The organism is Arthrobacter sp. sptzw32 (genome assembly GCF_059089735.1).
Genome location: NZ_JBNHEZ010000001.1, coordinates 1 through 24,234, shown reverse-complemented (window position 1 = coordinate 24,234; position 24,234 = coordinate 1). Strand labels below are relative to the sequence as shown.

Sequence of the window (24,234 nt, the reverse complement as noted above, 5' to 3'; positions counted from 1 at the left end):
GAAGACTTCTTCAACGATTCAACTGTTCAGGGGGGACAGATCATGGGGATCAATCTTGGGGTGCGGAAGCTGCACCATCAGACCGGGGCCGATGACGGAGGCGGCGGGACAGCGTGGTTCCGCAAAGAGTCATCGGTCCCTACGACGTCCGCACCACTGCTGGATTTCCGGGCGGAAAATGACCGGGAATCACTGGACCTGCTTGTCCTTGCCGGCGCAGCGGTGCTGTCGGACGCCGGCTGCCAGCTGGACTGCGTGGTGTCCCTGCCGCAACCCCGGCAAGCCTTTTTGACGTCCGGCACCGCGGACCGCGCTGTCGGCCTCGCCCGTGCCGACCAGGAAAACGGTGACGGTCCGGTCGCCCAGGCACTCACCGGGCAATTGGCCCTTATCCTCAACAGCTACTCCAAGACGCCCCGCTGGCCCGCCTACTGGCAGCTCCTGGCGGAGGCCGGCCACCGCTCCCTGGTAGCGGTTCCACTACCCCTCGAGCCAGGCAATTTCGGAGCATTGACCCTCCTGGCGGACAGGGATGACGTTTTCACTCCCCCGGTCGTCTCGCGACTCACGGCCTTCAGTGAGGTGGCGGCCAGCAGTTACATGATGGCCAGGGACCTGAGGGCTGCCCAGGCAACGGCGGACCACCTACGCAGCGCAATGCAGGGCAGAACCTCCATCGACGTTGCGTGTGGTGTCATCATGGGCCAAAACCGGTGCTCTTACCAGGAAGCCTTCAACATCCTCGCCAAGGCCTCAAGCCACAGAAACGTCAAAGCCCGGGTGGTGGCCGAAACCATCCTCAGCGACCTGCCCGGCGGAACACCTACCACCCACTTCAAGTCCTAGGCGGTGGACCCGTTGGCGAAGAGGACAGCCGTGACCCAGTACGACGGCCACACCCTGCCCCTGCTCGACTGCTCTGTGCTGGACAGGTTGCGTTCTGAACTGGACTACGACGAAAGCGTTTGGAAGGTCTTCGTCCAGGATTTCGTTGCGCATCTGCCGGCCAGGACGGAAAGGCTCCGGCTGGCATTGACTACCGGTGATGCCATCACCGCCAAAGACGCAGTGCTCAGCCTGAAAACCTCGAGCCAAATGGTGGGCGCGGAACGTCTGGCGGGCCTCGCCCTTGACCTGGAAGGCGCGCTGCGGTCGGCGCCCACGAACGGCGACCCGGGGGTCCTCCTGCCCCGGATGGCAGCACTCCATTTGATCGGGATCAGGCAATGCGCCCAGCAGACGAGCTATTTTTTGAAAAGGCACCTGCTGCGGTCCCCCGATAGGGTTTAGCTGCGGGGGCGGCAGGACTCCGCCGGGCCGTAACGTAGCCAGTCAGGCAGCGCCGCAACAAACGCGTCGCGTACCGCAGGAGTATTAGTCACCGTCCAGTCCACCCGGCCCTTGATCTCTTCCTCGTCCCTGTCCCACTCGAACCAGTTGATCATTTTCAACTGTGGGAACCGTGCCGCTGTGGCCGGATCGAAGAGTTGGCCCCACCAGGACTGCTTGATGGCCAACTCCGCCTCCCCGCCGCCTGCCGGATTGAAAAGCGCGGCAGTTTCCGTGATGGCCACCGGCTTGCCGTGCGCCTCCCCGTATACCTGGTAGAAGTCCGGCAACGCGCTGTCATCACCGTTGGCTCCGGAGTAATTGCCGGTGAGCTGATTTGCGAACTTGTTCGGCTCCGGCAACTCGTTTTCGCCCCACGGGAACTCGCCACCCCAGTGATAGAGGGACATGCCCACCCAGTCAACGGCGTCATCGCCCGGATAGTAAGGAGCATAGGAGTCGTCGTTCGTGGTCAGGGAACCGTCCGTATCCGTATCCAAGGCCGCGTACTCGGGCGACCCGGCTTTGGCTTCGTATTGGCCGCCGGCGAACGGGTAGCCCCCGCCGTAGCTCGGTGCCCACATCATTGCTGAACCAGGGGCATGGGTGTGGACCGCGGCAGCAATCGTCCGGAACGCTTCGATGTATTGCGCCGGCTGCTGGGCCCATGGGTACCAGGAGCCGTTCATCTCGTGGCCAAACCGCAAAAGGACAGGGACGCCGTCGTTGTTGAACTCGGCGAGGTCCTTCGCGAGCGCCTCAGCGGATTCAGGGGTGACCCCGGCCAGTCCGTTGGACGGTTCCAAGGTCAGCAGCAGCATTTGGCCGTTGGCGCGGATCTGCACGACGGCGCGCTCCAGGTCCGTTTTTTCATCCGCACTGTAGGGGAACGGGGTGAAGTAGACGCTGACCGCGGGCTTGTGTCCCAAGTCGAATGCGTAACGTTCGAGGGACTTGGTTTGCCAGTCGAGGTTGACGCCGAACAGGGCACCGCTTACGGGCACCAGCGACGCCCGGTCCTGGACCTGACAGACCGGCGCCGTGGGCTCTGGTTCCGCGACCTGGCTCTGCCTGTCCTGACCGCCGGCAAGGCCGCCATATAGTCCTGCCCCACCGATTCCTGCTGCGATCGCCGCGGCAAGCCCTACGAGAACGACGACGCGGCGTGTCCCCGAATTGCCCTTCGGGCCCTCATCTTTGCTGATCTCATCCGGCATTCGCGCACTACCCCCCAGCATGACCTGCAACCTGACCACCATTGTAAAAGGTGGGGCCGTAGTCCAGGCCAAAGCGCAGGCTGTATTACAAGCCGCCCCACAGAATTCTGGTGTACTTCGACGCTCGTCACGGCGCCAGGGCTGTCGGCCGCGAAACTGCGGCCGGCCGGCTGGATGGCCAGCAGCCGGAGCCTCGCCGCCATGGTGATGGACGCCGTCGAACGCTCCTACGGCACGGCCGGAGTCCACCAACCCCGGCCACGGCATCTCGTACCATCTGGGCCCGGCGATGAGTGGATTGTGGAGGCTATGTGTGCTGTGATGTGGGGAGGAGAGCAGTTGGTTCATCAAGGGCCAAAGCGCTGGGAATGGAGCGGTCATGGACACTGAATTGCCGCTGGCTGACGAACTGGCCGCCGTCTATGCGCGGTTTTCCAACGTGCTCCTTACCGAGGAAACGGTCGACAATGCCCTGAAGCTCATCACCGAGGCAGCCGTTCTGGCAGTCGGCGACGCCGCCGGCGCCGGTGTTTCCCTGATCGACTCCAGCGGCCGCCGCAGCAGCGCAGCTTCCACGAACCAGCTGGTGGAACAGGCGGACACCCTCCAATACGAGCTTGAGCAGGGTCCCTGCCTTAGTGCCTGGGCGTCCGGGCACCCTGTCGATATTGCGGACGTGCGCACCGATCTCCGGTGGCCGGAATGGGGCCTGGCAGCGGACGAACTGGGGTTGCGGTCGTGCATCAGTGTTCCACTCCTTTCCGGGGACCTGGCTTTCGGGGCCATCAAGATTTACTGGGCAAACCCGAAGGCGGCGTCGCACAAACTAATCCGGCTGCTGGAATTGTTCGCAGCCCAGGCCTCGATCTTCCTCGCCAACGTTCAGGCCAGGGAACGGGGCAAGATGCTGAGCGAGCAACTCAAGTCGACCCTGACGCAGCGCGACATCATCAACACCGCCAAGGGCATCGTCATGGCCAGCCGCGGCGTTGACAACCACCACGCGATGCTCCACCTGATGACCAGAGCCCTCAACGAGAACCGTCCGCTGCAGGAAGTGGCAGAAAAAATCATCGAGTCCACGCCGGGACTCGATCTTGACCGGGGGTGAACTATGGCCGTCCCTGGGGACGAGGACGAACAGCGCCAAGGTTTCCGGTTAGCATTTGAGGCTGCACCACTGACTCTTGAGCAGATCTGGATCAAATACTTTGGAATTGGAGGAAAGGCAGGCCTGATTGAGGTCCAGGCGTACGTTTACGGCGCCTTAAGCCTTCCGGCGATTGAGCGCGACATCCTGGCACACGCGTTGAACGAAACCCTTAACACCCTCGGCGTCGACGGGCTGCGTGCCAGCTACAGCCAGACTATCCAACCCAAGGCAGACGAGGGCGAACGGGGCGCACACTAGTGGCAGGCACGCCGGCGTCCCTGTTGTTCCGCAAACCGTGCTTTTAGCATGGGAGTTGTGGAAACAGACAGGCAGTATGAGGACTTTCAGCAACTCCACGAGCTCATTGTGGAAAGCGAGGACATCAAGGGCTTCCTCGACGGCGTCGTCCAGCACGCTGCTTCAACCCTCAGCAGAACCACGCGTGCAGCCGTCGCCTGCGCCGTCACCCTGCACCGGCACAAACGGACAGCTACTGTCTCCGGCAGCAGTGAGACCGCCGTAGCCCTGGACCGCATTGAACAGGACCTCGGGTTCGGCCCATGCCTGGAAGCAGTGCATACGTCCACAACTGTGTTGCTGACGGACACCCGGAACGACCAGCGGTGGCCCCTGTATTCCCGGGGATTGGAAGCTGCAGGTTATAGAAGCGTCCTGGGGGTACCCGTCGACTTAGGAAAAAGCGCGTCCGCGTCCCTGAATTTCTTCGCCCCCGCGGCCGGACTGTTCACCGAGGAAGCCATCCAGGACGCGACCGTGTTCACGCACACCGCCGGGCGGGCGCTGCGGCTGGCCCTGCGCATTATCACTGCAGAGCTGCTTGCTGAGGACCTGAAAGCCGCAATGAAAAGCAGGACGGACATAGACCTCGCCTGCGGCATGATCATGACCCAGAACCGCTGCACCCAGGAGGAGGCGTACCAGTTCCTCCTCCGGGCCTCCAACCACCGCAACATGAAGCTCCATACGGTCGCCGAGCAAATCATCCGGCGGCTGTCCGGCGCCAAGGAAACCGTCACCCACTTTGATGACTGAAAGGTGTAACTGATGAAAGCGTTAGTCGTGGCAATTGTCGCCGTCGCCATTGTCCTTCTCGTTGTGGGGCTGGCTGTGGAAACACTAGGCTTTTTTCTCGGCGTGGCTCCGGTACTGCTGGTGGTGGCCATCCTCCTTCTGCTCCTGAACAGGTTCAGGGGACGCCGGATCCCCCGCTGATCAGGACGCCGAAACGAAACCGGTGACCAGCGTCCCGAGACGGGCAGCTGTTGTCAGCTCCAGGCCAGTTTGGGCAAGGGTCAGGTTATCGCCGCTGATTACCAGGACACGCCCTTCCCGTGCGGCTCGCAGCCAGACGGCGTCGTGACGGTTCCATCTGTCCAGCTGTTGCGAGCACATCAGGAGCCCGTCGACATGCAACTGGACTTCGCCTCTCCTGGCCAAGGTGCAGCTGCAGGTGTCGCGGGTAGGGACAGCCCGCTGCAGGATGTCCCCATAACTGGCAGTGGCAGACAACCTAAATCCGTGGTTCAGCAGGACCGAGACCAGCGCGGAGGTCATTTCCCCGCCCGGTTCCCCAATGACAACGTTCGGCACCAGGGTGTAGGCCAGCACAGGAACCGCAGCCGTCCCCGAGCTGCCCCCGCCAAGGACCAGCCGGGCACCTATTGAGATAACGCCTTCCACCACTTCAAGTGCTTCACGCACGCTCAGTCCAGGTTCCTGGCATTGCCGATGACAGACCACAGGGTCGAAGTCCAACGACGAATTGCCTTTGGAATCCAAGCTCTCGGTGACAAACACCATCAGGGACAGGGCTGCGCCCGGGCCAAGAGGTAGCCGGCAAGCGGCGCACCGGCTGGCCGAGGCCTTCACAAACTCGACGTATCGGGCTGAGTCCCTGCCCTTGAAGGCCTCGAGTCGTCCGTCCCAAGCGACGTTGCTGGTGATGGGCATTTCCGCGATCCAATCCGTGACGCGCTACAACGACGCGCGGCGCGGGTGGGCTATTCACGTCTTGGAGCGGGAGACCTGGCAGCCGGGCCTGGAATCGCTTCTGGGGTGCGACGCCAGGCCCGGCACTGACCGGAATGAACGATGGGGGCTTCGCTCCCCGGCCAGATACCTACACCTTGACGGCTCAGCCTTGCGGAAATCCTATGGATCCACGCCAGGCCACCACCAAGAAAATCCCTAGGAGGCGGGCCAGCGTCAAAGGCGACTAGGTGCGCGCGTCCACGTGGCCCTGGACGATCGCAGCGAGCGTCCGGAGTACCTGCTGCTCGGATGGCGGGAAGGCCCTGGGCTGTTGGTCGATGATGCACAAAGTGCCTATGTTCCAGCCGCGCGGCCCATGCAAGGGGTAGCCCGCGTAAAAGCGAATGTGCGGCTCCCCCACCACGAGTGGATTGGACGCGAACCGCTCATCGGTAAAGGTGTCATTGATGATCAGCATCGAGTTGCGTTCCACTGTGGCTGTACAAAGCGCGATCTGCCGTGGAGTCTCATCGCGGAGCGGCCCGAAGACGGATTTGAAGTACTGGGCGTCTTCGGCGATCAGGGACATTGACGCAGCACCCACTTGAAAAAACTTCCTGGTGGCAGCCACAATCCGGTCGAAGGTTTCCTCAGTACCGCTGTGGAGCAGGTCCGTCTCGTTCAAGGACCTCAGGCGTTCCGCCTCGGCCCGCTCGGGAGTAAGCAGGGAACGGCCCGCGGCTCCCAGCGCCGAGAACGCGTGCTCCCGCGCTTTTCCCGGGCTTCCCGCCTTGTCTGTCCCGTGGCCGGCTTCGCGCGTGCGCCAGGCAGTCGCACCATGAAGGTAAGCCTCCAACTCGAACTTCGACCACCGGGACCGCCCTGCTGTGGCTGGCAGGAGCTTCCGGGGGTCTACACCGATAGCGGCAGCGAGTTCACGACGCCGCTCCTCCTCTTTATCCACGCCGTTCACCTCCAACCAGCGCGCGCGTCCTGAAACCGAGGCTTTCGAAGTTGCAGCAAAACATATTACTAAGCCTACTTAGCAATTCGTCTCGGGGCTACCCCGCACGCGGGAAAGGCACCGGCATCACGTTTCGAAAACTGTCACGGGCGTCGGGAACCGCTTTGTCCTAGCTGCTTCTAAGATTTGCTTATGAGGATTGCCGTTGCAGGGGGAACCGGTACCGTCGGGCGCCACGTCGTCGAGGTAGCGAAAGAGCGCGGCCACGATGTGGTCAGCCTGAGCCGTTCGGAGGGCGTGGACCTGGTGAATGGCCGGGGCCTGAACCAGGCGCTCCAGGGCGTTGAGGCGGTCATCGACGTTTCCGGTATCGAGACGATGTCCACCAAAAAGGCGGTGGACTTCTTCACCAACGCCACGCAGAACCTGCTGGCGGCGGAGAAGACGGCCGGCGTGCGGCACCACGTGGCGCTCTCCATCGTGGGCATCGACAAAGCAACCTCGGGGCTGTACGCGGGAAAGCTGGTGCAGGAGGACGAAGTTCGGCACGGCGGCATCCCCTGGTCCCTCCTGCGGTCCACCCAGTTCCATGAGTTCGTGCCCATGACGGTAAGAGTTGCCTCGGCCGGTCCGCTGGTTCTGGTCCCGAAGATGTTCACCCAGCCGGTGGCGGCCCGGGAAGTGGCCGGGGCTTTGGTTAACGCCGCTGAGGCAGGGCCGAAGGGGCGCCTGCCGGATCTTGGCGGTCCCCGGGCCGAAAGGCTCGCGGACCTGGTCCGCGCCTACCTGCAGAAGACGGGCAAGCGGAAGCGGGTGGTGCAGGTGAATGCCCCCGGCTCCATGGGCAAGGCCATGCGCAAGGGGAAGCTGATTCCCAAAGCGGGTGCCGCCGTCGGACGCCAAACGTTCCAGGAATGGCTGGAAACGCAGCAAAACAAGTAGTCCCCCGGAGGAGCTTAGGAATTCGAGTACCGGCTACTCGTGCCCATCCATTAGGTGCCGCCCTAGATTCGGAGAGAAGTCCGCGGATAACGCTGCGCGGGCGGATCGAACGAGGGCATGACGGTGACACTACAGGTGGCGGGGATCAGGAACAGGGTGCTGAAGGCCGACGGCGGAAGGCTGGCAGCGGAGGGCTCCTCCGGCCCGAGCCATGGCGGGAACCGTCCGGGCTCCTGCTGGACCTGGTAACGGACTCAGGGTCCGACGTCGATTCCCTGCGCAGGCTGGCTGAGGCTGCCGCGCTGGCCCTCAGCGGTACTGCCGGGGTCCAGATCGACTGCGCCGCAACGCTCACCTCGCCGCAAGCCCTTCCAGCCCTGGCGGCCAACAACGGCCGGGCGGCTGCCCTTGCCGCGTTGGAAAAGGATCTCGACGACGGACCGCTGGCCGCAGCTGTGGAGGCAGGCAGTCCCGTGATAGTGGAGGCCGACGGCGGCCCCTCACTGCGGTGGGAAGCTTACCGGCGGCGGTTCCTCGACGCCGGCTACGGTGAGGTCCTCGTTGTACCGGTCCGGCTGGACGCCGGAATGTCCTGCGTACTGGCTTTTTTCGCGCCCCGGGAGGTCCAGTTTGCTTCCGAGGCGGTCAGCCATGCCGCCTGGTTCTCCGGCATGGCGGGGAAGGGCCTGCGCCTGGCCCTGGAGGTCCGCAGCGTCCGTGCGGCCGGGGACAATCTGAAGGCCGTCCTGGAAAGCCGCACCTCCATCGACGTGGCGTGCGGTGTGATCATGGGCAAGAACCGCTGTTCCTATCCGGAGGCTTTTCGAATGCTTGCCGAGGCCTCAACCCGCCGGGGCATGCGGGTACGGGAGGTGGCGGAAGGGATTTTGAAGAACCTGCCCAGCGGCGCGCCCGGGACCCGGTTCGTGGTCTGAGTCACCCGGACTGGAGTGTTGCATCAGGCCTGAACCTGGCTGGTAATCATCCGGGGCGGCCTGGCTGTAGCCAGGTGCGCCTGGAGGGCGTCGGACGTTTGTTCGGCACGTTGCCTGATCCGGGTTAGGTGGCTCACCGCGAGCCCGGGCAGGGCACCGCTCGGATCAGCGCTCCGGGCAGCTTCACGCTGGGCCGCCTCCAGGTCCATGGCTAGGGCAGCGAGGCGCTCGGCGCCCACCATCTGGCTGGCGGTCTTAAGGCTAAGGACGGCGTCCCTGGCACCAGCGGCGTCCCCGGTGGTCAAAGCCGCGCGCAACTTTTCAATCCGCACAGGCAGGGCGGCTATGAAGTTCTGCACAAATACACGCCACACGTCGTACTCACGGAGGTCCTCGCGCAGCCTGTCCAAGACTTCATGGTCAAGGAGCGGACGGTGCGACCCTCCGGCGGTTATCCAGGGTGAGGTAACGCCAGGTTTGGACCCACTCGCAGCGCGGGCTGAGTTGGTGGAAGTGATCATGGTTGGACGGTACGGAGTGGACGCTGGGAGAACCCTGCGGCCGCACCTTGACGTTTTCTAACGGGTCCAAGGTCGCTTTTGGTCCTGAAGAAGTTTCAGGCGCTGATAAGCTGGTAGTTCGCTTGTTGTCCTGTGCAGGACATCGGGCTTGGCTGCTGTAGCCCAACGGCGGATTACTGCACCCTGCTGAGAAGAGCCGACATGGCGCAATCACAGTTCAACCAATTCCTCACTGAAGCCACCTACGAAGACCCGTTGGAGACCAGCTCCACTCTCAGCGGGGACGCCCTTTACGGGCTGTACACCAGCTGGTGCAACCTCTCCCAGGAAGCACCACAGCCGGAACACGTCTTTTGGGACGCCATGGCAAACCTCGTAAACCCGGCACACCAACTGCGCATGACAGGCCCGGCTGCTGCCGACTACATCCTGACCAGCTACCCGGCCGTGGTCTGAACAGATTGATTGCGACAACGAACACTTACATTCCCTGTGACACCCAGCAGCCTCGCGGTAAACACCCCTGGTGCGCTGCCTGCGATACTGACATCCACCTGGTTGTGGAATTTCCGGCGGTAAGGGGCAGGAAACACGGTACAGTCGCCGTCGCCCTCCGTTGTTCGCAGTGCTGCTTCTCCCGGGTGGTGGACACCACCGCGGATCACGTTGCAGCCCTTCCCCGGCTCTTTCCCGAACCCAAAACGGACCTAAGGAACATCCCGATGACTATCACCAGCAAGCCTTCCACTTCCGATGACGGAACTGCCCGCGTGGCCAGCCTGGAAGACCTCGACCTCACACCCGCCGGCCTCGCTGACGCACCCGCCAGCGAGCAGGACCGCGACAGCATCGTCCACATCGGCAACAGCTGAGGACCTGCCGGATGCCCGGCGGACAAAGGTCGGCCCGGACAAGGGAAAGCCCCTCCTAGGAGGGGCTTTCTACGTAATGGTCAATTGTCTTCTGGTATAGGTCAGCGGTGATGCACTCCCCCTTCCCGGACGCCCCCTAGCGCCCATCCGGACTTTGACAAGAAGAGACTTTAGTAAACGAGCTCCGGCTCGTAAAGGGTTCTGCCAAAAAAATCTTCCGTGGGACGCGGCATCCAATGATGCTCCTCGAGCCGGCGGAGGATAATGGCATGCATACCCCGCGAGCAAAGCAGCCAAGGGAGGCAGGCATGGACGGCCACCACGTTCTGGCAGGCAGGCCGGTTCACGCTGACGGCAGCGGACCGTCAATGTCTGCTGCAGCCGAGCTTTTCAAGGCCTTGGCCCACCCGGTGCGGGCGCAGGTCCTGGTGCTGCTTTCCCAGGGCGAGTCCACCATCCCGGAGTTGTGCGAGGGCACGGGGGTGAAGGCAACCCACCTGTCCCGGCACCTCACGCAGATGCGGGGGCAGGACCTGATCCGGTGCCTACGGTCCGGCGGACATCTTGTCTATCGGCTGGCCTACCCCGAAGCCACTCAACTGCTTACCGCTGTCCAATCCGTGCTTCACGCCCGGACAGCGGCCGCCCTTGGCTCCCTTAGCCCTGGCCCGGTTCCGCAGGATCTGGGATCAACTGCACTTTGGGACGAGTACTCAGCCTTGGAGGGCTCACTCGTATCGCGTTCGGTGATAATAGATGCCTGCCGGGCGCTGGCGGCACGAACGGGTTGCACCACGGAGGAAGCTGCCGGGCGGCTTCTCATGACAGCCCGCACCGGAAACTGCACTGTGTTGGAAGCTGCCCGCGACGAACTTCGCGATGGTTCCGAAGGGCGCTACGGCTAACGCCGGCGCCGGTCACACGCTCTGAAGACCTGCGTGTCTCCTGGTGTCCTTCTTGTTTCACAACCCTTGACCTACCTTCCAGTAGGCCACACACTCGTACTGTCGAATTGACCGAAACGTCTATTCGTCAAAGGTTCGGGCTTCTTCTCCTTTTCCTGGGAGAGGACACCGCACCAGGGGAAGGGATATACCTTGATTTGGGGGCTCCTGGTGCGGGGCAGACGCGGAGGGGACAATGACGTCCCCTCCGCCCCTGAATCACCAACCCCCTCCCCCTTCTGCTGGTTACAGGGACGCGGAATTCGGCGCGATCCCCCCACGAGCTGGTCGGTTATCAGGAATGACAAGAGTGGAGGCAACCGTAATGAGCATTGACAAGTTGTGGGACCAACTCGCGCCGGAAACGCAGCAGTGGCTGGTCAATAACCCCGGGTGCAGAACCCTTCCCCGAACTGTAGTGGCAGCCATCAACAAAGCCACCGGAACGCAGCTCGAACAGGACCGGCACGGCGAAAGCATCCTTTCCACCGAAGACTGCGAATTTATCCGCACCGCAGCTGAGCTGCAGAACGCACCGCAGCTGAGCTGCAGACCGCACCGCGGCCCTAGCCGGCGCGGCATTAAGCTCTTCCGAGCCGGCACTCCTACCGGATCAACCCTGCCCAGGACTCCAGGAACCGCTCAGCAATGAACGCGTGGCCGGCGCTGTTGGGGTGGACGCCGTCGAAATTGAATCGCGGACTGTTGGCACTCGTAAACCAACCGCCCTCGACGGCGTCAATAAAGGGAGCGCCGGCAGCTGCGGCTCCAGCGCGGACGGCGCTGTTCGCGCCGCGCAGTTCCTCGGCTACGGGCTGGGGTGCTGATGGCCCCAGCACCACCACCTGGACGCCGGGCCAAAACCTGCGGGCTGCCTCAACGGTCTGCGCCGTGGCGGCTTCAACTTCATCAGCGTCTGCAACCAGCGAGTCGTTCTGGCCGCCTTGAAGTATGAGCAGGTTGGGCACGAAGGCGGGGTTCGCAGCGGTATTCCGCAACCGGACTTCGTACTCGCCGCCCCGCTCGTCCTGGCGTCCCCCGCCCCAGGCAAAGCCGGTTCCGGACACTCCGTCGATGTTGGTGGGGTATCCGAGTTCTTGGGCGACAAGGGACGCCCACCCCTGGTCCGGCTGATCTGCACCAACACCGGCGGTGTACGAGTCCCCGATGATTAGGAGGACCGGCTCGGCGGGCAGCCGGATACCGGGCTGTTCAGCCGTTGCGGTAGCTGTAGGTGTGGGTGTGGGGGCCGGCGGCGCGGCAGTTGTCGCAGTGATGGTGGTCGGGCTGACCCGGACAGCGGCGGATTCGCCCGTATCCCGCGGACCCATTAGGGCGATGGCTGCCACTCCGAAGGCGGCTACTGCCAGCACAAAGAGTGCACCGTACTTGATCCACTCGTTTTTGGTCATGCTGGGCCCCCGGTTATCGTCTCCCGCCTTACTTTACCCGCGCGTATTTCTGCCTGGGCAGCTGACGGCGTTCGCTGGCCTGCGGCGCCGCCCTCATCAACCTCCGCAGAGCTAGTGCTCCCGGCGGGTCTCCTGCAGCCGCTTGATGAACCAGCGCGACTGCTCCGGCCCGTAAGGCAGGACGGGGATGGCCTTGGTGGCATCAGAGGGAGCTTCGCGGATGGAACGCTGTGCCTGGCGGACCGCAGTGATCATGGTTCTCGCCATGGTCTTGACGAACTGGTCGCTGCACGGCTCCCCGTGTCCCGGGATCAGGAACTCGTAGCGGTGGCGGAGAGCCGAGATGTGCCGAAGCGCGTCCGCCCACTCCTCCGGGTACGAGTCTTCGAAGGACGGATGCGCGCCCTGCTCCACCAGGTCGCCGACATAGAGCGTGGTCGGGGTACCCACCAGCAGGTCGCCGTCGGTATGTCCGCGGCCCAGGTAGAAGAGGGTGGCGGTCAGCCCGCCGAGGTCAACCATCACTGGTTGGTCCTTCACGATGGCGTTGGGAACCACGATCTCCACGTTCCGGCCCTCACCCGTTGACATCTCCGGTTCAATCGTCCCCACGAAGCGGCGCTGCAGGTCCCCGTGTTCGTCAATCTCCGTGGCGCAGTTCTGGTGCGCCCAGAACTCGGTGACACCCGCTTCCGCAAACACGGCATTGCCAAAGAAATGGTCGTAGTGGGCGTGGGTGTTGACGACGACGAGGGGCAGCTGGGTCTTCACCCGCACCGCATCCAGGATCTCCCGCCCCTGCCGGGGGCCGCAGCCGGTATCGATCACCATGGCACGTTCGGAGCCCACGATCAGTCCGGTGTTCAGCAGGGACCCTTCGGTAACCAGCACGTAGTTGTTCGTCCCGACTTCGAGCCATTCCGACATTGTTTCTCCGTACCTCCGGCAAAGCAGTGTTCGTTCGTTTAGTCGTCGATTGTACCCACCGGCCCGGTGGTTGGGCCTGACGAAACCCCGGGAGGGAGAACGAGAACGACGGCGGCCCAGGGGACGCCGGCGGATGTGCGCACCCTTGGGAAACTGAGAGGGAGGTCGCAGCTTACGTACCGATGGGGGCCTGGCGCAGCAATGGAGGCGGAGGGCACAGCGTGATCCCCTCCGCCTCTATCACTCACCCTTATCAGCCCTTCCTGCGGCTGGAGGGGACGTGTACGGTCAATGCCGTCGTCCTCGCTGCTCAGTCCGCAGCGTGGGTTGCTCCGAGGAGGTCCCGGATCCGTGCAGAAGTACTGACGAATTCCGGGTCCTCCATCGTTTCGCCGTAGTCGCGGTTGTTGCCCAATGGCACATCCAGGGTTTCGAGGATGCGGCCTGGGCGAGGGCTCATCACCACCACGCGGTTGGCCAGGAACACGGCTTCGGCCACCGAGTGGGTCACCAGGATGACAGTGGTGCCGGTTTCACGCCAGATCCGGTGCAGCTCGATGTTCATCCGCTCACGCGTCAATGCGTCCAGGGCGCCGAACGGTTCGTCCATGAGCAGCACATCCGGCTCGTGAAGAAGGGCTCGGCAAAGTGAGACGCGCTGCTGCATGCCGCCGGAGAGTTCATGCGGCATGGCATTCTCAAAACCGGTCAGGCCTGTCATTTCGATCAGTTCCTCAACGCGCCGGTTAGCCTTGGCCCTGTCCATCCCCCGCATCTCGGACTGAAGCAAAATGTTTCCGCGAACGTTACGCCATTCCAACAGCGCAGCACGCTGGAAGACGTAGCCGATGTCCCTCCGAGGTCCCTTAACCTGCTGGCCCCGCAATTCGACCGAGCCGCTACTGGCCCGGGTCAGGCCGGCGACCACCTTCAGAAGGGTGGATTTACCGCAGCCGGAGGGGCCGGCGATCGACAGGAACTCCCCCGGCGCAACCGACAGGTTAATTCCCTCAAGTGCAGTGAGTGTTCCCCGTTTTGAGGAAAAGGTGACGTCCAGATTTTCAATTTCGACGACAGGCGAAGTTCTCGTAATGGGAGTCTCCGGAAGGGTGGCAGCCATATTACCCGCTCCTACTTCGGCTGGTACTGCGCGTCGAAATACTTAGAGGCGTCACCGGCAGATTCAAGCAGTCCAGCCCCGCTGAGTGTTTCGATGGTCGCTGTCCAGTCCGCCGGATCATTGACGCCCGGCTTCCTGTCTGCGGTTGCTGGTGTGTGGAGCAGCTTGATGGTCTCCGTCCACTGTGACTGCACTACGGCGGCCGGCGGAATCTGGGGATCCTTGCCCTCCATGGACTTCGCTGCTGCCTCCGGATTCTCTACCGCAGCTTCAAATGACTCTGAAACTGCAGCCATCATCCGAGTTGCCAGGTCGGTGTTTTTCGAGAGGTAAGATTCTGAAGAAATTAAACCGTTGGAGTAGAAGTTCACGCCCGCGTCGGCGTATTTCAGGTAGGTCATCTCCTTGCCGCTCTTGTCGGCGATAGTGGGGCCCTGGTCGTGGGCAAAGCCAATCAGCCCGTCCACCTTGTTTGAAAGAACCGCGGCGACTTTGCCAGCAGCATCAAGGTTCTGCTGTTTCACGTCATCCGGAGTCAGCCCAGCCGCCTTGAGGAAGATTGGAAAGGTGACAGTCGGGGCGTCGCCGGCTGAGACAGCGATCGTCTTGCCTTTAAGATCCGCGGGCGTCTTGATGCCGGATTCGGTGAAGACCTGCACTGCTGAGGGGGTGGTCTGCAGGTAGACGCCCAAGCTCTTGACCTTGACTCCCTTGTCAATGTTGGCCAATACGGCGGGGGTGTCTGCCCATCCGAAGTCCACCTGCCCCTGCCCAGCGGCCTGGACCGTCTTGGTGGAGCCTTGGCCGGCCTTGATGGTCAGGTCGATGCCGTGCTTCTTGAAGATGCCCTGCTCCACGCCGTAGTAGAAGGGTGCATGTTCGCCGTAGGGATACCAGTTCAGCATGAGGGTAACGGGTTTGATTTCCCCGGCAGCTGAGGAGGATTCTGCGCCTCCGGCACTGGAACCCGCCCCACCCCCGCAAGCGGACAATGCTACTGCTGCTGCGGCGATGCCGGCAGTCAGAATTGATCGGCGTGCGATGTTCATTTCAGTTCCTTAGTTACTCGAAGCAAGAGGACGATGGGATTACTAAGAGGTGACGGTCGCGGAGCCAAGCGAACGGCGTGAGGCGTGCCACGGGATGAGAAACCACTCCGCCACCTGGATGATCGCGAAGAGGAGGACGCCGAGAAGCGACATGATGATCAACGCGGCAAAGAGCATGGCTGTGTCGATGTTGCCGTTGGCCTGCAGGATGACGTAGCCCAAGCCTTCGTTTGCTCCCACGAACTCGCCCACCACTGCACCGGTGACGGCGAGGGTTGCGGCCACCTTCAATCCGGATAGGAGTTGGGGGAGGGAAGCAGGAAGCCGGATCTTCCAGAAGGTTTTCAACGGGTTGGCACCCATGGTTGAGGTCAGCTCGAGGATCTCGGGATCAACGGATCTCAGCCCCGCCATGCCGGAAATCACAATGGGAAAGAACGCCATCAGAACGGCGACGAAAATCTTCGGCTCCAGCCCGAAGCCCAGCCACACAACGAAGAGCGGAGCGATTGCGATCTTCGGAATGACCTGCGCGAAGAGAATCAGCGGGTACATGGTCTTTTCCAGGGACTTGGAGTAAATCATCAGGACGGCCACCAGCTCACCAACAACGAAGGCAATAATAAAGCCGAGCACTGTCTCAAGCGTTGTTACTCCGGTGTGCTGGAGAAGGTAGGAGGAGTTTTCCACGGCGGTATTAACCGTGTCCTGCGGGCTGGGCAAAATAAAAGGCGGCACGAGTTCCTGGGCTGTCACGAACCACCAGGCGGCGATCAATACGATCACAAAAACCACGGGACGCCACAACTCGGACAACCATTTTCCCACGGTGGCCCTTGAACTGCGGCCGGGGCGTCTATGCCGGGTGGGGCTGCCGGATGGCCCCCTGCTCGCCTTCGTCTCGCTTGCTGCGACTGTCATTCTGGCTCCGCATCATTGCTGGAAAAGGTACGTCGGAAAACGCGCCCGCAAACCTTGGAATGCGCTTTCCCTTGCGTCCAAGGTAAGGTGCTGTGGGTCACATGTCAAACCTGAAGTGTTATATCGCAGACGACTTCCTCCGAGCCAGTAGGGCAATGAGGGCAGTCCAGCAGTCTTGTGGCGAGGCTGCTGCCACGTCCTTATTCACAAGTAGCCGGCGGGATGATGAAGCTCAGCGGGAGGTTACTCGGCGCCCTCGAACATGACGTTTGGGGTCGCCGCACTCGTGAACCTACCGACGTGGGCGGCCCCAATATAGGAGCACTGCTTGTTGTATCCGTAGCGCGGACTGTATCCGTAGCGCGGACGGCGGGCCACATGTGCCACAGGGCCCTTCCCGGCATGCTGGGCCCTGATGTCCCCAGCACCATCACCTCACGCGTTGCCAAACCTGCAGGCTGCCACTCTTTGTGCCGCGGCCCAAAAATAAATCACGCCTTAGCGAGCACCATTGGCTGGTAGTAGCCGCTCGCGTCCGGCATCAGCCACTCGATTGCGGTAAACGCGGCCGAGGCCAGCAGGCTTCCGAGTTTTGCACGGCGCAGCGCGCGGTAGCGGGTGGTACCGGAGTGCGCCGTCCATGATCCGGCACCCTCTTCCATGAAGGTGAACGCCTCGATGTCCACGTACTCCGTGTCCTCGGACCACGTCCACACCTGACCGGACCCGTGCCGGGACCCGGCAGTTCCGTGAACGGAGATTGGCACACCCCCGGGCGACGTGAGGCGCAACGCGTCGTAGTCGCGGAGGGAAACGAGCAGCAGCCCGCCGGGCCGCAGGCATGCATGGACATTGTGCAGGGCACGCAGCAAGTCCTCGTCGGTGAGCAGGTGCGGCAGGGCGTTGTCGCAGGAGATGACCACATCAAAGGACCCGCCGACGTGGTCTCGCACGGCTCGCACATCGCAGCAGGCAAAATCGACGTCGATTCCCCTCGCAGCCGCTTCAGTCCGGGCCCGGCCAACCGCTGCCTTACTCACGTCGGTGGCTGTGACGCGGTATCCCAACTTCGCCAGCGGCAGGGCTTGGGTTCCTATGCCACAAGTGCAGTCAAGGAGGCGCCCCTCCGTGGTTCCCCGCTCGGCCAGGACATCCGCGATCACCCGCCCGTGCCATTGCGCTGCCGACCACCAGTCCCCGAACAACAGGTGGTACTCAGGCGCGAGTCCGTCGTAGAACTGTTCCGGAGTAGCCACTTGGACACCTTCTCCCAACGGGTGTACCGGAATCAGCCGCCAAGTCAAGCGTACGACGACGGTACGCAGCCGCGGTTGTTCCTTGCCGTAGTTCGGCGCGCGGGTACTCGTATGAAACCTGTAACGCCAGAGTAACGCCGTCGGGGTGGGCTAGGAGTGTCAGCGTCGGGCCCCCTGCCGCGGCGCAGCGGAAGGGAAAGGGTAGGAAAGATGAGGAAGCCGTCTCGTGAAGGGACAGGAAGTACACCAAGCGTTTCGCGCAACTGTGGGGGCTTTCCTGCCAGGCGCCTTAGTGCACTGGCCGCCGTCGTCGTCGGGCTGCTTGCGGGCCCGACGACGACGGCGGCAACCGCGCACAATTGGGAACCACTGGATTACGTAGCCTTTGGGGATTCCTACACTGCCGGCATCGGCGCGCCCAATGTCAGAGTGTCTCCGCTCTACCCCGCCGAGTCTGCTGACAAGGCGTGCTACCAGGCATCGCCGGGCTACGTGGATGTGTTGGACGCGCGGGATGACGTTCAACTGATGGCCAACGCCGCCTGCTCGGGCTGGACTGCCGCCATGGTGCCCCTCCAGGTGAAAGTGGCATCGGCCGCAGGGCTGCTGAATGCAGAAACAGACCTGGTGACCATTACCGCCGGCGGTAACGACGTCGGATACGCCGACGTACTCCGGGCGTGCCTGCTCCCCAGTACATTGAACGACTGCAAAACCGCCGTCAAGATCGGCGAAGCCACGGCCAAGGCTAAGGTCCTCCCCGACCTGGCCAATGCGTACGCGGCCATCCGCGCCAAGGCACCCAACGCCACCATCGTCGCGCTGGGATACCCGTACCTGTTCTCCCCTGAATTCGGCGACCAGCCCTACATCACGGACGAAGCGGCCAAGGTCTTGAACAGGGGCACGGACAAATTGAACAAGATCATCAGGAACGCGGCCAAGCACGTCCCCGGAACTGTGTATGTGGATGTCACCGACGAGTTCTACGGGCACGGAATCGGCTCGCCCGCACCCTGGATCATCTTCGACGGCAGCAACGTCAGCTTTCACCCGAATGAAACCGGGTACGCCAAGGGATACTATCGGGCGGTCGTCCGCGAAGCTGGAATTGCCGCCTTTCGGCATTGACTCCTGAGGGGGCGTACGACGGCGCGCGGCTTGGGTTCTAGCGACCGTTGCAGCACCCGCCGCTGGAGAGTTGCAACAACCGTGCCGTCCTTAACCAAGGATCGTCGGGGAAACGAAATCACCAACGGGCTCCTGCGCCAATACTTCCCCAGGGCACCGACCTCTCCGTTTACGGACCAGTAGACCTCAAGCACGTCGCCGTCCACGCAAAACGCTCGGTTGGGAACCCAGCCGAGCGCCTGCGTGACTTACTAGTAGTAACACCTAGCCACCAACGGTGTTGCAACGACCCCTACAAACCCCTCGCCGCCGTCGTCCTAATTGACTGCGAGGCAGCACCTAGCCGGCGAGGAAGTAGCCGGAAACGTCCGCCAGCAGGTGGGTTGCGCCTGATGACCTGTTGAACAGGCTGACCCTGCCGTCGCTGCCCACGGGCACAGTCACCAGGTTCGGCACGATCTGCCGGGCATCGAAGTTGACGTTCGAAGCGTTCGGCCGGTCCGTGCCCGACGCGTGGGCGGTGATGAAGCCGAAGGATCCGGCGTCGGCCACTGTGAGGTTGAAAACGACAGCGGAAGCATCCGCCGCAACACCATATGCGCCGCCTACCTGGAACGACACCGAATTATCAGCCCGGGCCGGCGCAGAACCGCGCGTGTCAAGGAAGCGTGTGGGTGCCACAGCCTTGAAGGTTCCGGCCGCCGTCGGCGTCCCCGCCAGGTAGTAGCCCGCTACGTCCGCCAGCAGGTGCGTGGCACCCGCTGAACGGTTGAACAGCGTCACCTTTCCGTCCTCCCCCACCGGAACAGTGACCGCGTTGGGAATGATCTGTCCCTTGTCGAAGTTTACGTTCGAGGCGTTGGGGCGGGCAGTTCGTGACGGGTAGGCGGTGATGAAGCCGAAGGACCTGGCCTCCGCCACGGTCAGGTTCAGGACCACGGCCGAGACCTTGGACGGTATGCCGTTGACTCCGGCCACCTGGAACGAAACTTCCCCGTCCGGGTTGACAGCCGCGCTGTTCCTCGTGTCGAGGAAACGCGTCGGTGCCATGGAGGCGAAGGCACCTGCCGCCGCCGGCGTCCCCTGAAGGTAGTAGCCCGAGACGTCAGCGAGCAGGTGTGTGGCCCCCGCAGACCGGTTGAACAGTGTCACCTTGCCGTCCGGGCCCACAGGTACAGTCACCGAGTTGGCGACAATCTGGCCGGCGTCAAAGTTCAGGTTGGATGCGTCAGGACGCTGCGAGCCGGACGCGTAGGCAGTCACAAAGCCGTACGACTTCGCCTCCGCAACCGTCATGTTGAACACCACGGCGGAAACGCCCTTCGGCACTCCGCCCACGCCGGCCACCTGGAAAGAGACGGTGGAATCGGGGGCGACCATAGCACCGTTGCGCGTATCGAGGGCACGGAACGGCGTCACCGGCATCATGGAACCAGGCACCGCGGGGTGCTTGGCGGAGAACGAGTGCGACCACTCTGTTGCTGCTCCCGCTGCCAGGACATAGTCAGCCGTGGCACGCGCCTTGACTGTCACCGTTCCGGAGCCGGGATGACTTCCTGCGGCAATGAATTTATCGCCAGCCAGGTATTCAACGCCTTCAGTCGCGGGGACTGTGTAGGTGTCCTCGGCGGTGCCGTCCTTATCCGTGAAGACGACGGCGGCAGGCACGGCCGTGTACGGCGTTGCCTTGAACGCGTGGGTCCACTCAGCCGTAGCGCCTGGGGCCAAGACATGGTCCGTCGTGGCGCGTGCTTTCACCGTTACCGTTCGGGAACCCCGATACGTCCCCGCCGCCTTGACGACGTCGCCTACCAGGTACGCAATGCCGTTTATCGCGGGCACAGTGTAGGTGTCCTCGGCAGTGCCGTCCTTATCAGTGAAGACGACGGCGGCAGGGGCCACTTGGTACGGCGTTGCCTTGAATTCGTGGGACCACTCAGCGGTAGCGCCCGGTGCCACAACATGGTCCGTCATGGCGCGGGCTTTCACCGTCACCGTTCCGGAACCCGGATACGTCCCCGCCGCCTTGACGGCGTCCCCGACCAAGTACTCGATGCCTTCCATGGCCGGCACGGTGTAAGAGTCCTCGGCAGTACCGTCCTCATCAGTGAAGATGACGGCGGCCGGCGTCACCTGGTACGGCGTCGCCTTGAACGCGTGGGTCCACTCAGCGGTAGCGCCCGGTGCCACAACATGGTCCGTCATGGCCCGGGCTTTCACCGACACTGTTCCCGAACCCGGGTACGTCCCCGCCGCCTTGAGGACGTCCCCGACCAAGTACTCGACACCTTCCGAGGCCGGCACGGTGTAAGTGTCCTCGGCAGTACCGTCCTCATCAGTGAAGACGACGGCGGCCGGCGTCACGGGATACGGCGTCGTCTTGAACACATGAGACCACTCAGCGGTTGCGCCGTCACTCAAAACAAAACCGGATTGGGCGTGAGCAAATACAGTGACCACAGCGGAACCGGCATGCGTACCCGGCGACAAAACGGAACCATCAACAAGGTAGTCAACACCCGTAACGGCTGGGATTTGGAAGGTGTCCTGGCTCCCCCCATCCCTATCCGTAAACACCACTGGCTCAGGCGTTACCCGCACGCCCTTGCTTAGACTCACTGTGCCGATGCCCTGGAAACCACCCGACGAATTTCCAAGGGAGTCCCTCAGTGGATAGAGCGTGACCCCCCATTGCCCGGTTGCAGCTTCTTGCGGGATTGTCACAATACGCTCCCAGACGCCATTCCGGGTGTCACCTGAAACCAGTGTCATGGAACCGAAGCCATAGGACTGCCCTGTGTGGCCATGGCCCACCGTGATATACGGTGCATTCACGCCCGTCTGGTCCTGAAGCCCCACACTGACCTTGATTACGGCAGGACCATCGTTGAGATTGAAACTCGCCGGAGTGACCGACGAACTCACTAAGACTGGGCCTGAGACATCGGATGGAGATCCGGAAAGCTCCACAGTCCCAATTCCTTGGAAACCACCCGATGAGTTGCCAAGGGAATCCCGGAGTGGATAAAGCGTCACTCCCCACCGCCCCGTTGCGGCTCCCTGAGGGATTGTCACCGTACGTTCCCAGACACCATCCCGGGCATCACCGGAAGCAAGAGCCATGGAACCGAAGCCGTGAGACTGCCCCGTGCCGTCATGGCCCACGGTAATAAACGGAGCATCTACCCCCGCCTGGTCCTGAACTCGCACGCTGACCTTCATCACCGCGGGCCCATTATCAAGATTGAAAGTTGTCGGAGTGACGGACGAACTCACCAACACCGGACCGGAAACATCCGCGGGGGCTACGGTTGCGTCAAAAGCATGGGTCCACTCGGTCACGGCCCCATCAGCCAATGTATAACCAGGGAGCATCTCGGCTTTAACGGTTACTGTTCCAGTGCCGGAGTAGGTACCTACCGGCACGACATTGTCGTTCAGCCGGTACTGAAAGCCCTCGGACAAGGGCACCGTATAAGTATCGTTAGCCGCTCCGTCCACATCTTTGAACGTCACTGCCGCCGGGGTCATTTTGGCGACAGGTAGCTCGCCTACAACAAAATCAAGTGCAGCTGCAGCATCAACAAGGCCTGAACCACAGCCATACCAACAGGTAGAAGCCAACGGCCTTGCGGTCTCCTTCAGCCGGTCTTCAACATTTCTTGGCGTCGTCATGCCCCCTAGTTCGGACATTATGAGTGCTGCAACGCCTGCGACATGGGGAGCGGCCATGGAAGTACCCTGCTGAAACTCGTAAGCCTCTTCCGCAGCAGAAGTGGTTCCAAAGTTTGACGTGGAAAGGATTCCATCCCACGTATCGACGGACATGTCACCGCCAGGTGCTGTTACATCGACCACAGAACCGTAGTTAGAGTACGGGGCCCGGGAACCTGTCCTGCTGCTGGCGCCAACGGTGATGACATTCTGGCAGTTCGCGGGACTGGAATCGGCTGCCGGGCGGTTCGAGTTGCCGGCGGCGACGACAACGGCTGCACCGGAGTTATAGGCAAAATTGATTGCGTTCTGGGAGGTGGCCGAGCAGGCGCTGATACCTCCGAGGCTCAGATTGATGACCCGGGCAGGATTCGCGTTGGCCGGGACTCCCGCCACCACGCCTCCAGCTGCCCAAACGATCGAGTCGGCAATGTCAGACGTATAGCCGCCGCAGGGCCCAAGAGCCCTCATCGGTAAGATCTTTGCTTCCGGAGCAACGCCCGTCACCCCGGTTCCGTTGTTGCCTATCGCAGCAATGGTCCCGGCGACGTGCGTGCCGTGCCACGACGAGATACCTTCCCCGTTGGTGGCGTCGCATTGGCCTGCAGCTACCCAGTCACCTTCGTCCGTCGGGTCCGGGTCACGGCCGTCACCGTCGCGAGCTGCACGAGCATTGGACAACATGTCATAGCCAGGGAGCACGTTAGCGTCAAGCTCGCTGTGGGAAAGAATGCCGGTATCCACGACCGCAACTACTACGCCCTCCCCGCGGCTCACTGTCCAGGCTCCGGGTGCACGAAGTCCGGCCTGTTCCTCCCACAGGTCCCACTGCAGGGAGTACAAGCCGTCGTTCGGCTCAACGGCTGCTGGTTGCATTACGGCATCAGGTTCTGCGTATGCCACGTCTGCGTCCGCTCGGAGTGCCGCGAGGAATCCCTCCGCGTCAGAACCGGCGAGAGCACGGTCTGTTTTGACCACCTGTGCTCCGGTTGCAGTTTGGCGAAGACGCTCAGCAGGTACGCCTGTTCTCGCTGCAGCCTTCGATGCGGCGCCACTGGCTGCGGCCGCCGCCGGGCCCGCCATATCCTTGATTCCCACGATGAACTGGTCGGTGGCCACTTCCACGGCAGCAGCCAAAGAATTCGGAGCAACGGGCCTGATCTTGTCGCTATCTGCGCGGGCGGGAAGAGCGGTTACTCCCCCAATTACTAAAGCTGAAACTGCAGCGATCCCAACCGGTGCAAGCAACCGGCCAAGAGTGTATGAAGACATGCTCTGCCATTCCTAGGATGGCGCCACGCAGTAGGGCGAGGGCGCAACTGTGGGAACCACAAGCTGACCCCCAAAGGGAGAGTTTAGCGATAACTTTCACCTTCAATGAAATGCACTTCGAGCCTACCTATTAGCCTTTGATGCTTGGAGGCTTTTGGCTAGGGCGTGGGCCGTGACGTGGCCAAACCAGCCCGCGTGAGCCACGGTCAAACTTACGATGTTTAGTCCCGAAAGAATAGAAACCAGATACGGGGCTTTTCTGCTGCCGACGCCGTGAGGTAGGTAGGGGCTTTTCTGCTGCCTACGCCGTGAGGTAGGTGAGCGTACGACGGCGGCCCACGGCCGCCGTCGTACGCTCACCTTCCCCCTAAAGGCTAGTCTCAGCATCAACTGCGAGAGCGTTCGAGATAAACCACCATCAACTGCGAGAGGGTTTCAGAAAAACCCACATCAAGTGAACTGCTCCCCTGAAGTTGGACTGAGAAATTCAGTTTTCGACTTCCGGGGAGCAGTTTCATGCGTGCTAATAGTTCTTTGTCTGAGGTCCAGCGTGAGGCCGCGGT

At 62.3% G+C, this 24,234-nt stretch carries 23 protein-coding genes and 1 pseudogene; 13 read left to right on the top strand and 11 right to left on the bottom strand.

All coding sequences use genetic code 11. From position 1 onward, the window contains the following. The first annotated feature begins 42 nt into the window (after positions 1 to 42). The gene (locus AC5RVN_RS00120; RefSeq protein ID WP_494041656.1) at positions 43 to 846 is read left to right on the top strand and encodes a GAF and ANTAR domain-containing protein; all 804 of its coding nucleotides are present in this window, start codon (positions 43 to 45) and stop codon (positions 844 to 846) included. Positions 847 to 876: 30 nt separating this feature from the next. Then, positions 877 to 1,290, top strand: a complete 414-nt coding sequence (locus AC5RVN_RS00115; RefSeq protein ID WP_494136720.1) for an Hpt domain-containing protein — start codon at positions 877 to 879, stop codon at positions 1,288 to 1,290. Here the strand turns inward: AC5RVN_RS00115 and AC5RVN_RS00110 are convergent. Further along, positions 1,287 to 2,546: a glycoside hydrolase family 26 protein gene (locus AC5RVN_RS00110; protein ID WP_494136719.1), complete on the bottom strand. Its 1,260-nt coding sequence runs from the start codon at positions 2,544 to 2,546 to the stop codon at positions 1,287 to 1,289. The two genes, AC5RVN_RS00115 and AC5RVN_RS00110, sit on opposite strands and share 4 nt — an antisense overlap. A gap of 379 nt (positions 2,547 to 2,925) precedes the next feature. On the opposite strand from AC5RVN_RS00110, the gene AC5RVN_RS00105 reads away from it, so the two are divergent. Genes AC5RVN_RS00105 through AC5RVN_RS00090 form a run of 4 tightly spaced genes read left to right on the top strand, consistent with a single transcriptional unit; the run spans position 2,926 to position 4,932 of the window. Then, entirely contained in the window at positions 2,926 to 3,657 is a 732-nt protein-coding gene (locus AC5RVN_RS00105; protein ID WP_494136718.1) for a GAF domain-containing protein, read from the top strand. Positions 3,658 to 3,660: 3 nt separating this feature from the next. Then, on the top strand, positions 3,661 to 3,957 hold the full coding sequence (locus AC5RVN_RS00100) for a hypothetical protein (protein ID WP_494041652.1): 297 nt from the start codon (positions 3,661 to 3,663) through the stop codon (positions 3,955 to 3,957). Between the two features lie 48 nt (positions 3,958 to 4,005). Next, entirely contained in the window at positions 4,006 to 4,752 is a 747-nt protein-coding gene (locus AC5RVN_RS00095; RefSeq protein ID WP_494136717.1) for a GAF and ANTAR domain-containing protein, read from the top strand. Positions 4,753 to 4,764: 12 nt separating this feature from the next. Continuing rightward, entirely contained in the window at positions 4,765 to 4,932 is a 168-nt protein-coding gene (locus AC5RVN_RS00090; RefSeq protein WP_494041650.1) for a hypothetical protein, read from the top strand. Here the strand turns inward: AC5RVN_RS00090 and AC5RVN_RS00085 are convergent, their stop codons facing one another. After that, complete coding sequence (locus tag AC5RVN_RS00085; protein ID WP_494136716.1) at positions 4,933 to 5,670, bottom strand: hypothetical protein; 738 nt, start codon at positions 5,668 to 5,670, stop codon at positions 4,933 to 4,935. It lies immediately after the preceding gene. Positions 5,671 to 5,935: 265 nt separating this feature from the next. After that, a complete protein-coding gene (locus tag AC5RVN_RS00080; protein WP_494136715.1) occupies positions 5,936 to 6,655 on the bottom strand; it encodes a GAF domain-containing protein in 720 nt (239 codons plus the stop codon). 192 nt (positions 6,656 to 6,847) lie between these two features. Between AC5RVN_RS00080 and AC5RVN_RS00075 the strand changes: the two genes are divergently transcribed. Together AC5RVN_RS00075 and AC5RVN_RS00070 are read left to right on the top strand one after the other, a co-directional pair. Further along, positions 6,848 to 7,597: an SDR family oxidoreductase gene (locus tag AC5RVN_RS00075; protein WP_494136714.1), complete on the top strand. Its 750-nt coding sequence runs from the start codon at positions 6,848 to 6,850 to the stop codon at positions 7,595 to 7,597. Next, positions 7,570 to 8,532 (top strand): ANTAR domain-containing protein, encoded by a 963-nt coding sequence (locus tag AC5RVN_RS00070; protein WP_494136713.1) that lies wholly within the window; start codon positions 7,570 to 7,572, stop codon positions 8,530 to 8,532. Before AC5RVN_RS00075 ends, AC5RVN_RS00070 begins: the two co-directional genes overlap by 28 nt. Before the next feature lie 23 nt (positions 8,533 to 8,555). On the opposite strand, the gene AC5RVN_RS00065 is transcribed toward AC5RVN_RS00070, so the two are convergent. Beyond that, on the bottom strand, positions 8,556 to 9,053 hold the full coding sequence (locus AC5RVN_RS00065) for an Hpt domain-containing protein (RefSeq protein ID WP_494136712.1): 498 nt from the start codon (positions 9,051 to 9,053) through the stop codon (positions 8,556 to 8,558). A gap of 201 nt (positions 9,054 to 9,254) precedes the next feature. Between AC5RVN_RS00065 and AC5RVN_RS00060 the strand changes: the two genes are divergently transcribed. The 3 genes from AC5RVN_RS00060 (at position 9,255) to AC5RVN_RS00050 (ending at position 10,830) form a co-directional block, all read left to right on the top strand. Next, entirely contained in the window at positions 9,255 to 9,509 is a 255-nt protein-coding gene (locus tag AC5RVN_RS00060; RefSeq protein ID WP_494041644.1) for a hypothetical protein, read from the top strand. 266 nt (positions 9,510 to 9,775) lie between these two features. Then, positions 9,776 to 9,925 (top strand): hypothetical protein, encoded by a 150-nt coding sequence (locus AC5RVN_RS00055; RefSeq protein ID WP_494041643.1) that lies wholly within the window; start codon positions 9,776 to 9,778, stop codon positions 9,923 to 9,925. 269 nt (positions 9,926 to 10,194) lie between these two features. Continuing rightward, positions 10,195 to 10,830: a metalloregulator ArsR/SmtB family transcription factor gene (locus AC5RVN_RS00050; protein WP_494136711.1), complete on the top strand. Its 636-nt coding sequence runs from the start codon at positions 10,195 to 10,197 to the stop codon at positions 10,828 to 10,830. Between the two features lie 644 nt (positions 10,831 to 11,474). Here AC5RVN_RS00050 and AC5RVN_RS00045 read toward each other — a convergent pair. The 6 genes from AC5RVN_RS00045 to AC5RVN_RS00020 all read right to left on the bottom strand — a co-directional run bounded on the left by AC5RVN_RS00045 (position 11,475) and on the right by AC5RVN_RS00020 (position 17,554). Next, positions 11,475 to 12,281 carry an SGNH/GDSL hydrolase family protein gene (locus AC5RVN_RS00045; RefSeq protein WP_494136710.1) on the bottom strand — a complete coding sequence of 269 codons (807 nt, stop codon included), beginning with the start codon at positions 12,279 to 12,281 and terminating at the stop codon, positions 11,475 to 11,477. A 111-nt stretch (positions 12,282 to 12,392) separates the two neighbouring features. Continuing rightward, on the bottom strand, positions 12,393 to 13,208 hold the full coding sequence (locus tag AC5RVN_RS00040; RefSeq protein ID WP_494041639.1) for an MBL fold metallo-hydrolase: 816 nt from the start codon (positions 13,206 to 13,208) through the stop codon (positions 12,393 to 12,395). 310 nt (positions 13,209 to 13,518) lie between these two features. After that, positions 13,519 to 14,328, bottom strand: a complete 810-nt coding sequence (locus AC5RVN_RS00035; RefSeq protein ID WP_494136709.1) for an ABC transporter ATP-binding protein — start codon at positions 14,326 to 14,328, stop codon at positions 13,519 to 13,521. Between the two features lie 11 nt (positions 14,329 to 14,339). Beyond that, complete coding sequence (locus tag AC5RVN_RS00030; RefSeq protein WP_494136708.1) at positions 14,340 to 15,377, bottom strand: ABC transporter substrate-binding protein; 1,038 nt, start codon at positions 15,375 to 15,377, stop codon at positions 14,340 to 14,342. Positions 15,378 to 15,419: 42 nt separating this feature from the next. Further along, positions 15,420 to 16,205 (bottom strand): ABC transporter permease, encoded by a 786-nt coding sequence (locus AC5RVN_RS00025; RefSeq protein WP_494136707.1) that lies wholly within the window; start codon positions 16,203 to 16,205, stop codon positions 15,420 to 15,422. A gap of 584 nt (positions 16,206 to 16,789) precedes the next feature. Further along, positions 16,790 to 17,554: a class I SAM-dependent methyltransferase gene (locus AC5RVN_RS00020; protein WP_494136706.1), complete on the bottom strand. Its 765-nt coding sequence runs from the start codon at positions 17,552 to 17,554 to the stop codon at positions 16,790 to 16,792. A gap of 210 nt (positions 17,555 to 17,764) precedes the next feature. Between AC5RVN_RS00020 and AC5RVN_RS00015 the strand changes: the two genes are divergently transcribed. After that, positions 17,765 to 18,685: an SGNH/GDSL hydrolase family protein gene (locus tag AC5RVN_RS00015; RefSeq protein ID WP_494136705.1), complete on the top strand. Its 921-nt coding sequence runs from the start codon at positions 17,765 to 17,767 to the stop codon at positions 18,683 to 18,685. A 102-nt stretch (positions 18,686 to 18,787) separates the two neighbouring features. After that, positions 18,788 to 18,948 (top strand): annotated as a pseudogene (locus AC5RVN_RS00010) (IS30 family transposase); the annotation flags it as partial. Between the two features lie 76 nt (positions 18,949 to 19,024). Here AC5RVN_RS00010 and AC5RVN_RS00005 read toward each other — a convergent pair. Further along, the gene (locus AC5RVN_RS00005; RefSeq protein ID WP_494136704.1) at positions 19,025 to 23,524 is read right to left on the bottom strand and encodes a S8 family peptidase; all 4,500 of its coding nucleotides are present in this window, start codon (positions 23,522 to 23,524) and stop codon (positions 19,025 to 19,027) included. Between the last annotated feature and the right edge of the window lie 710 nt (positions 23,525 to 24,234).

Bases quoted from the DNA above. Each gene is read 5' to 3' on its own strand.
- AC5RVN_RS00055 (WP_494041643.1), top strand. From the start codon at position 9,776: ATGACTATCACCAGCAAGCCTTCCACTTCCGATGACGGAACTGCCCGC.
- AC5RVN_RS00100 (WP_494041652.1), top strand. From the start codon at position 3,661: ATGGCCGTCCCTGGGGACGAGGACGAACAGCGCCAAGGTTTCCGGTTA.
- AC5RVN_RS00045 (WP_494136710.1), bottom strand. From the start codon at position 12,281: ATGACCAAAAACGAGTGGATCAAGTACGGTGCACTCTTTGTGCTGGCA.
- AC5RVN_RS00050 (WP_494136711.1), top strand. From the start codon at position 10,195: ATGCATACCCCGCGAGCAAAGCAGCCAAGGGAGGCAGGCATGGACGGC.
- AC5RVN_RS00065 (WP_494136712.1), bottom strand. From the start codon at position 9,053: ATGATCACTTCCACCAACTCAGCCCGCGCTGCGAGTGGGTCCAAACCT.
- AC5RVN_RS00120 (WP_494041656.1), top strand. From the start codon at position 43: ATGGGGATCAATCTTGGGGTGCGGAAGCTGCACCATCAGACCGGGGCC.
- AC5RVN_RS00030 (WP_494136708.1), bottom strand. From the start codon at position 15,377: ATGAACATCGCACGCCGATCAATTCTGACTGCCGGCATCGCCGCAGCA.
- AC5RVN_RS00060 (WP_494041644.1), top strand. From the start codon at position 9,255: ATGGCGCAATCACAGTTCAACCAATTCCTCACTGAAGCCACCTACGAA.
- AC5RVN_RS00085 (WP_494136716.1), bottom strand. From the start codon at position 5,670: ATGCCCATCACCAGCAACGTCGCTTGGGACGGACGACTCGAGGCCTTC.
- AC5RVN_RS00040 (WP_494041639.1), bottom strand. From the start codon at position 13,208: ATGTCGGAATGGCTCGAAGTCGGGACGAACAACTACGTGCTGGTTACC.
- AC5RVN_RS00110 (WP_494136719.1), bottom strand. From the start codon at position 2,546: ATGCCGGATGAGATCAGCAAAGATGAGGGCCCGAAGGGCAATTCGGGG.
- AC5RVN_RS00015 (WP_494136705.1), top strand. From the start codon at position 17,765: ATGAGGAAGCCGTCTCGTGAAGGGACAGGAAGTACACCAAGCGTTTCG.
- AC5RVN_RS00090 (WP_494041650.1), top strand. From the start codon at position 4,765: ATGAAAGCGTTAGTCGTGGCAATTGTCGCCGTCGCCATTGTCCTTCTC.
- AC5RVN_RS00075 (WP_494136714.1), top strand. From the start codon at position 6,848: ATGAGGATTGCCGTTGCAGGGGGAACCGGTACCGTCGGGCGCCACGTC.
- AC5RVN_RS00035 (WP_494136709.1), bottom strand. From the start codon at position 14,328: ATGGCTGCCACCCTTCCGGAGACTCCCATTACGAGAACTTCGCCTGTC.
- AC5RVN_RS00095 (WP_494136717.1), top strand. From the start codon at position 4,006: ATGGGAGTTGTGGAAACAGACAGGCAGTATGAGGACTTTCAGCAACTC.
- AC5RVN_RS00105 (WP_494136718.1), top strand. From the start codon at position 2,926: ATGGACACTGAATTGCCGCTGGCTGACGAACTGGCCGCCGTCTATGCG.
- AC5RVN_RS00070 (WP_494136713.1), top strand. From the start codon at position 7,570: ATGGCTGGAAACGCAGCAAAACAAGTAGTCCCCCGGAGGAGCTTAGGA.